General features: G+C 39.4%; 7 protein-coding genes. 3 read left to right on the top strand and 4 right to left on the bottom strand.

The annotated features are described in order from the left end of the window. The first annotated feature begins 877 nt into the window (after nucleotides 1-877). Nucleotides 878-1,201, top strand: a complete 324-nt coding sequence (locus ACFIKD_RS04200) for a hypothetical protein (protein ID WP_375635597.1) — start codon at nucleotides 878-880, stop codon at nucleotides 1,199-1,201. Nucleotides 1,202-1,739: 538 nt separating this feature from the next. Here ACFIKD_RS04200 and ACFIKD_RS04195 read toward each other — a convergent pair. The 4 genes from ACFIKD_RS04195 to ACFIKD_RS04180 form a co-directional block, all read right to left on the bottom strand. Further along, nucleotides 1,740-2,687, bottom strand: a complete 948-nt coding sequence (locus ACFIKD_RS04195; RefSeq protein WP_375647290.1) for a DUF6990 domain-containing protein — start codon at nucleotides 2,685-2,687, stop codon at nucleotides 1,740-1,742. Between the two features lie 1,208 nt (nucleotides 2,688-3,895). Next, nucleotides 3,896-4,054, bottom strand: a complete 159-nt coding sequence (locus ACFIKD_RS04190; protein WP_375647288.1) for a hypothetical protein — start codon at nucleotides 4,052-4,054, stop codon at nucleotides 3,896-3,898. Between the two features lie 59 nt (nucleotides 4,055-4,113). Beyond that, entirely contained in the window at nucleotides 4,114-4,671 is a 558-nt protein-coding gene (locus ACFIKD_RS04185) for a hypothetical protein (RefSeq protein ID WP_375647287.1), read from the bottom strand. A gap of 60 nt (nucleotides 4,672-4,731) precedes the next feature. After that, complete coding sequence (locus tag ACFIKD_RS04180) at nucleotides 4,732-4,962, bottom strand: hypothetical protein (RefSeq protein WP_375635592.1); 231 nt, start codon at nucleotides 4,960-4,962, stop codon at nucleotides 4,732-4,734. A 662-nt stretch (nucleotides 4,963-5,624) separates the two neighbouring features. Between ACFIKD_RS04180 and ACFIKD_RS04175 the strand changes: the two genes are divergently transcribed. Together ACFIKD_RS04175 and ACFIKD_RS04170 are read left to right on the top strand one after the other, a co-directional pair. After that, nucleotides 5,625-6,188, top strand: a complete 564-nt coding sequence (locus ACFIKD_RS04175) for an NADPH-dependent FMN reductase (protein ID WP_375647286.1) — start codon at nucleotides 5,625-5,627, stop codon at nucleotides 6,186-6,188. Nucleotides 6,189-6,206: 18 nt separating this feature from the next. Next, a complete protein-coding gene (locus ACFIKD_RS04170) occupies nucleotides 6,207-6,722 on the top strand; it encodes a short-chain dehydrogenase (RefSeq protein ID WP_375635590.1) in 516 nt (171 codons plus the stop codon). Nucleotides 6,723-7,721: the final 999 nt, after the last annotated feature.

Below are 7,721 nucleotides of genomic sequence, written 5' to 3'. Positions count from 1 at the left end.
AGCCCTCAAAAGAGTGCATCCTTCCCCTCAACGGGATACTGCTCAACCCTCATGAAAGCAGTATCCAAACTGTAGAGGATGCACTCAGCCCTCAAAAGAGTGCATCCTTCCCCTCAACGGATGCCGCCCACCCTCATGAAGCAGCATCCAAACTGTAGAGGATGCACTCCAGCCCTCAAAAGAGTGCACCCTTCCCCTCAACGGATGCCGCCCACCCTCATGAAGCAGCATCCAAACTGTAGAGGATGCACTCCAGCCCTCAAAAGAGTGCACCCTTCCCCTCAACGGGATACTGCTTAACCCTCATGAAGCAGCATCCAAACTGTAGAGGATGCACTCCAGCCCTCAAAAGAGTGCATCCTTCCCCTCAACGGATACTGCCCACCCTCATGAAGCAGCATCCAAACTGTAGAGGATGCACTCTAGCCCTCAAAAGAGTGCATCCTTCCCCTCAACGGGATACTGCTCAACCCTCATGAAAGCAGTATCCAAACTGTAGAGGATGCACTCCAAGCCCTCAAAAGAGTGCACCATTCCCCTCAGGGGTTTTACTCAAGTTTCATCGCATCTCATTCTTATGAACCCTCATTTTTATGAATCTTTGCTAAAAAGCACAAAAAAGAAGTTTGCTAGCAACTATTGTATCACCCATCTTATGGGATTCCACTTCCCTACAGAGCTTTCAAACTTTTTTACACCCTCATAAAATAGAATCTGAAAGAATTCTTTAAGGCAATTAAGGGTAAATTTTGTCAAAATATAGACAAACTTTATTCTTTTTTATGACTGTTGTATTTTTACTATAGTTATTTAAATCGAATTTATGTATGATCCATATCGATATTTATTTATAGAAATAAATATAGGAGAAAAAACTATGAATATCAGATATTTTTTCATAGCGGGGGCAATTACAAGCGGTTTAGCTCTCGCGATTCAAAAATCTGATCGTATAGTCAATAAAGAACCCTCTCCTATTGTTGCACCTTATACTATTGAAAAAACAAATTTACAGTTTGTTAAACAAGTAAGGGACACATCGGATACATTGAATATACTGAGAGTAAATAATAGAAGCGCATCAGAACAAGCATCAATAAACGATATATACGAAAAAGGAAAAAGTTTATTGAATGCAATAGCTGGTTTTTTAGGATCAATTATTATATATTTTATACAATTGGTTTCCGCTAGAGTATAAGAGACAAAAATTTCTTAAAATAAGGTTATATACATTTTGTGTATATTGTAAAATTTAAATAAAGAGGCCCTTTTAAAATGGGGCCTTTTTTAGTTTAATTTTTCCGATGTTTTTATTTTTATTGGCTAAATATCACCGCCTTCAAAAATGACATTTTTTACTTGTCCCACATCTCAAATAATGAGGGCTCTCCCCCTAAGCTCCCCCCTCTCATACCACTTTAGTTAATAGACTTCCCTCATAAGCGTTTTAGTTAATAGACTTCCCTTATACCGCTTGAATAAGCGATCATTTATAAGCATTTTCTAACAAAAAAAAGGACCGTCTTGAAGAAGATAGCAGAATTTATAATCGATTTTTCTCCCCTATTCTTGAGGATCAAGCCATTTTCAGTCTATTTTTTTAAAATCTTGGCTATTATTCTTGATTTTTCGAGCACTTTATTTTGCTCTGGTAAGAAAGGTATGAAAGCGCCTCAATCATAGCGCTTTCACATCTTTTAAATAAAAGTGCTTTTCTTTAACAGGAGAGTACAACACTAATCAATTCTTATATCCATAAATGCAGGTTCACCATCTTTAATATAAATAATATCAGGAGAATATTTTACCCCCTCTACTTCAAGCACGAGCTGTTCATCACTCACCCCTTCAAATCCTTGTTCCCTTAATTCTTGTTTTTTCTCCTCGACTAATTTTTTATGAAAAGCGCGTTTTTGATTACACGTATTAGGGGATCTCACTCTGAAAAGCTGATAGTCCATGGCTATAGACCACTTCTCAGCAACCCGTTCCAGCAGATCGTAACTGAACTTTCCTTCCCTTTTCACTTCTTGAGCGATCACCATCGCGCGTTCCAAATGGACTTTTTCAATGGTTTCATCAAAGCCAAGCTTTTCCCCTGCCGTAAAACTTTCATCATAAGAAGCTAAAGTCTCAACATCGCCCAGCAAGGCAAGAGCTGCAAGATGCAGCAAAGCATAAGGTGCGAACTCTACTTCATCATCCGGTGCCCAAGATAAAGAGTCTTTTTCCCAAGGAGGAATACTATATTGAGAGCGAAACATTTCATGCAAAGAATCATCTTCCATTGTCCATTTTAAAGTTTTATCGAGAGTTTTCTTTAAAAGCTGGGCGCTCACTTTTTCTTCAAAAATTTCCAATCCATTGGATACAAAATTCATAAATACTGTTGGCAAAACCCCAGAATTATGAGGATTAATCGTCTGACAAGCCGCAGCGAAAATACCGCTCATAATTAAAAGTCCGCGATCAAAGGGCGAAAATTCTTCCACTCGTTGCTCGTTATAAAGAAACTGCACTTCGCGATCTGGTAAAAAGAGAGTTGCCAAATGATCTCCTTTTCCCTCGATTTCCACCGACCATCCCAAGCTTTTTAAAAGCGCTGTTGCACTCTGTATGGTTAAAAATTCCCCCTCATCAAGCGATTCTTTCTTGCTTTTTTCAGAAATTTTCTTATCCCGCATGGATCTTACCCCTTACCTTCCTCACACCTCAAACAGTGAAGATTTTCAAACCGCGCCAATCTGTAACCGATAGTCACAATTCAGCTTTTTTTCAAACAAATTCCCCTATTTTCAAGAAAATGACCCTGCATCCCCACTTCAATAGGATTCATTTCAAAGATTGAATGAACAAGGCACCTAAAAATACGAAAACACCCCATATACCGCGATCACCTGCTAGAAAAACCGTTCCCTTCCTCACATTTCAAACGATGAAGTAAGTCCCAAACGCTCACTCTAGGCTCTAAACCCCATGGGCTCTCATTCCCTTTAATCAACAATGGTCCATAATCGGCTTTTCTTCCCCTCAATGCCATCCTCAACACTGCTCCTTTAAAGCAATGTTTACGGACACCCCATAAAGAGCACCAAAAAACATCAGAGGCAAAATGGTATAGAGAGCAATCCCTATAAATGTTGAATCTCTCATAATTCCTTCATTATTTTTTTCCCTCTCATGACTTCTCAAACGCTGTATCCTGTTCTTGCAAGACGTTTTTCAGTTCTTTTCTTAAACAGCGATACGTTCTCACCTGCTTAAAGACACCATAATAAAGTTCCAAAATCATCATGGGAACAAAAGCAACCCCCAATGTCACGCACATAAGCACGAAAACAAATATCATGACAAAAATATCACTCCTTTTTTCTCTATCGCCTTTTTTATACCGATCCTTTTGACAGGTTATTTTACCCCGTTGCTGGTTTATTTCTTTCAATTTCCGAATATTTTTTCTCAACAAAAACCACAATGTTATGCAGAGTATCAACATAACTGGGAACAAGAGCAAAACACACACTATAATAACTTTCCAAAACGCATACAGAGAGAGAAAAAGAGGTGTATCCCACCACCCTGTCCGTTCTCCATTGCTACCCAAGGATAGGAGAAAGAAAATCTTGTTCCACAGCTCAAGAGAGAAAATGTTGTACTCTTTGCTATCCAAGGATGAGAGAGAGAGAATCCTGTTCCACAGCTCAAGAAAGAAAATCCTGTTCCATAGCTCAATAATGAGGGAGAGGAAACAAATGACAACATGCTCTCGCACAGAAAAAACACTTTTTTCGAAAAAATGGCGCAGTCCATTATAAAATGCTGAATTTTCCCCCTTCATTGCTCTTCCTTTTTTTTTATGAAAAACGCATTTCTTTATCTCATGCTCGCTTTTTTAAGAACCACTAAAAGTGCGATGCATGGCGCTTCCCTTATTTTCAACAAAAAACCCAGACTTTCTAAAAGCGCAGTTGCTCTTCCAAATGATGAAGAGCATCCTCCTCATTACAAACGAAAATAGGCTCTCCTCTTTGCCTGATGATTCTTCAACCATCCAATCCCCTCTTCTTGTGTCACGAGCTTCCAAACATTGCCTCTTCCCCCTCACGATAGCTACAAAAGCGCCTTGTCGCGCTCTTTTCTTACGCGTTTCAATTCCCGTTTTACTCTACAATACGTTCTCACGCGCTTGAAAACAAAATAGTAAAATTCTAAAATGAGCATGACAACACCCGCAGGAAAAAAGACCTCTAGCAGAAATATCAACCAAAAGTATACGATAAAAAAACTGCTTATTTTTTCTCTATCCTTTTTTACCGGATTATTTTGTTGATCGGTTGTGTGATCCCGTTGCTGGATAGCCTCTTCTAACTGCTGAATCTTTTTTTTCAACAAATACGTTAAGATGAGATAAAGCACCAATAAAACAGGCATCAAGGCAACAACACACACCATGATAACTTCACGCAGCACAAAGAGCGCCAAAAGAGCGCTATCCTGCGATACACTCAACGACCACTCGGATTCTAATGGGATCAAAAGAGCTTTATGACCTATCCCAATAAGGATAGAAATAAGACAAATGATAATATGGTCTTTATAAGAACGAGATGATTTTCCAAAAACAACAGAGCACAGTTTGTTATAAAATGTGGAATTTTCCCCCTTCATTTGCTCTTCCTTTTTATACAACTGTTTGTCCTTGACTTTTATAAGGACACGAACAATCTCTCAAGTAAAATTCCGTCCATTGTCGTCAAACAGAACACCTCCAGAGAACACTCGTATTGCATATTTATGTTGCCAATACTTCAATTTTGCCAATTCACGTGCTTGTTTTAAAGAAGCATCTCTCAACACTTCCAAACCAACGCGCGTCCACCCCATTTCATGAACAGCACCCATGAAGGAAATAACAATAGCGCCCTCATGAATATATCCCCTTACGATAAAATCTATCACCACCATTGTTTCAATAAAAAGTGTAATCCGGCGCCATTCACATACGCCCGCCCGCTGCTGCCTCTACGATAGCCTTACCCTAAGGGGGCTTCCCCCCTACGACAAAGCCTGCCCTGCTCCTACAACAGCCATATCTAGCTTCTACGATAGCCCTTATAACTTGATAAAAATAGAAGCATTTTTATTCTTTTCTCAATTGTTTTCCGCCCCCCACTTAAGATATGAAAAAAGGAACTTCCATTGATACGCAAATAATCGCGCAATAAAAGCATTTGAAATAAGAAAATCTTACAACTCTCTTATTCCAATCAAAAAGGATCAATGATCATTATAAATCAAAATATGGCGATATCTTCCTTTTTTCATTGGGAATCTTGCAAGCCAATAGCTAAGAATATATTCATAAAAAACGCTTTTAAAACAATAAGACAGCCGCTACTTTTGAGATCAAGTGTTTTAATATTAATGAAAGCACTAACATTCTCTTCAAGTTTGAGGTGTTGTTTTGTCAACAATCTTGTTAGCATGGACTGATTCTATAACTATGCGGTATCATCACAACTGCTCTTTATAAACAGCATAATGATACGCGTCATTTCACTCACAATTCTTTTTAAGCCTTGCGTTATAGGCTTTTCTGGAAAAGATAAAGGAGAATCCTATTGAATATAGCAATTATTTTGGGGTCTGTGCGTCAACCTTCATTAACAAGAACTTTAGCCAGTTATTTAGCAGATTGCCTCATGAATCGGGGTGCATCACTTCATTGGGTTGATTTGCGTGAACAGCCCTTACCGATGACAGATCCAGATTATCATCAGCAGGTTGAGGCTAATCCAAGTGCTGCGGTTCGCCAGTTTGTAAAAACCATTGCAGAGGCTGATGGCGTTATTCTAGCAAGCCCCGTTTATCAAGGGTCTTATTCGGGTGTTTTAAAGAATGCTCTTGATAATTTAGCTTATAATGCCTTTTTAAATAAACCTGTTGGGCTTATCTCTCATGGGAGTACCGCCCAAAAATGCGCACAACCGTGTGAGCATTTATTGCCGGTGGTGAGCACGCTTTATGGTTATGCACTCCAATGTCAAATCGCCTCTTCCCCCGAAGATTTTTCCTCAGATGATGACGGTCGTACTTGGAAAGTTATCAGTGAAGAGATACAAACACGTTGTGAAAGGCTTGCTGATGAAATGTGTACATTTTTAAAGCACCGAAGTGTGATTTAAAGCAAAAAGGGAGGGGGGATGAAAAAAAAGGGTGCGCACTATCGTTATTTAGTGGTAGGGGGCACAGGGATGCTTGCCCCTTTGTGTCAATCACTCGAGCCGCAAGAAGTGATTATTGCTGCACGCTTTTTTTCTCATAAAGTCCAGCTTGAGGCATTGCACAACAAACAGTTGTGCGTGCCGTTGGATTATGATTGTGCGACATCAAAGGCACAATTTTTAGAAGCTGTGAAGCAATGGCATGATCTAAAATATTGCATATTATGGATTCATTCGCCTGCCCATGCATTTTCTTGCGCATTAATTGAGCAGTTAGCTCTTTTGCCTACACCACCATGTATTCTTCATATTTTTGGTTCCAACACTCATGATCAAATGGTCATCGAGTGCGCGCGCAAAAACAAGGTTGATTTCATCCCCATTCAATTAGGACAAAAAACAACCCCAAAAGGTTCACGATGGCTGACTCATCAGGAGATAAGCCAACAGATACTGGAAGCCATAAAAAATCATATGAATAAACAAAACTTATGATCAATACCTATGCTTTGCAAAGAAGCCGTGCCCCTTCAATCTCTATCCATACCCGAACATCCTCTTGAGTCCCCCCATACTCTTTACATCATAGGCTTTGCGAACGAACAATCCCCCTCCCTGCGCCTCTCAAACAGCATCCTTATATCAACAGCCCCAAAACCAAACGTTTTTACCCTTCTCACACGGGCTTATCCCCCTCTGACAGTTTATGATCTTCACACGGGCTTATCCCCTTCTCACGGGACTTAGACAGCATAATCTTATGGGGCGTTATGTTATAAGGCGTCATGGCATAAAACTTAAAACAGCAAATTGTGTTTAGAATTTTTTGTCTATTTTAAAGCTGACCTTTCTCCCCACACCTCAAAGAACAACGATTTCTACGGGACGTAAGGTTCCCACGAAAAACTTCTCTTTCAACAGTCCAAATTTTAGCAGGTTCGACTTGACTTCCCGCTCATAGTCTTCCCGTAATACTCATACTCGACAAGCTTTTTTAAAGAAATTTCAACGCGCTCCTTAAAACAACACTTAAACGTACCAAGAAAGCTTATATCAAAACAGAATTTTATGACGTCATGGGATGATATATTATAACAAACACCATATCAGAACCGAATGAAAATTAGACACCCTTACAGCCAGCATACAAAAAGCACCCTCAATGCTAAGCATAATAAAAAAGTATCGCAATAAACCGAAAAAAAACCGATAAGAAAACACAATTAGCACGCACACCTGCTTTAAATTCATTTTTACGACAGCAAATAAGAAAACGTAAAATAAAAAACCGTCAACTTTCAAGCCATTAAACTCAAAAAACAAGTGGTGGATTGAGCTAAATTTAAAGCCTTATAAATAAAACCCACTGATCATATACAAGATATACCAAAGATACGAAAACCTTCTCTCAAATTTAACGCATTTCACAATCCAACCTTTACGCCTTCATTGCCCCCCTCTTCTCCTCAACCGCCCCACAACCCTCACGGCCCT

Origin of the sequence: Bartonella sp. CR84HXZ (assembly GCF_042194535.1) — a bacterium.
Lineage (GTDB): Bacteria > Pseudomonadota > Alphaproteobacteria > Rhizobiales > Rhizobiaceae > Bartonella > Bartonella grahamii.
This window is presented reverse-complemented; position numbering and strand designations above follow the sequence as displayed.

Bases quoted from the DNA above. Each gene is read 5' to 3' on its own strand.
- ACFIKD_RS04170 (WP_375635590.1), top strand. From the start codon at position 6,207: ATGAAAAAAAAGGGTGCGCACTATCGTTATTTAGTGGTAGGGGGCACA.
- ACFIKD_RS04195 (WP_375647290.1), bottom strand. From the start codon at position 2,687: ATGCGGGATAAGAAAATTTCTGAAAAAAGCAAGAAAGAATCGCTTGAT.
- ACFIKD_RS04190 (WP_375647288.1), bottom strand. From the start codon at position 4,054: ATGGTTGAAGAATCATCAGGCAAAGAGGAGAGCCTATTTTCGTTTGTA.
- ACFIKD_RS04185 (WP_375647287.1), bottom strand. From the start codon at position 4,671: ATGAAGGGGGAAAATTCCACATTTTATAACAAACTGTGCTCTGTTGTT.
- ACFIKD_RS04200 (WP_375635597.1), top strand. From the start codon at position 878: ATGAATATCAGATATTTTTTCATAGCGGGGGCAATTACAAGCGGTTTA.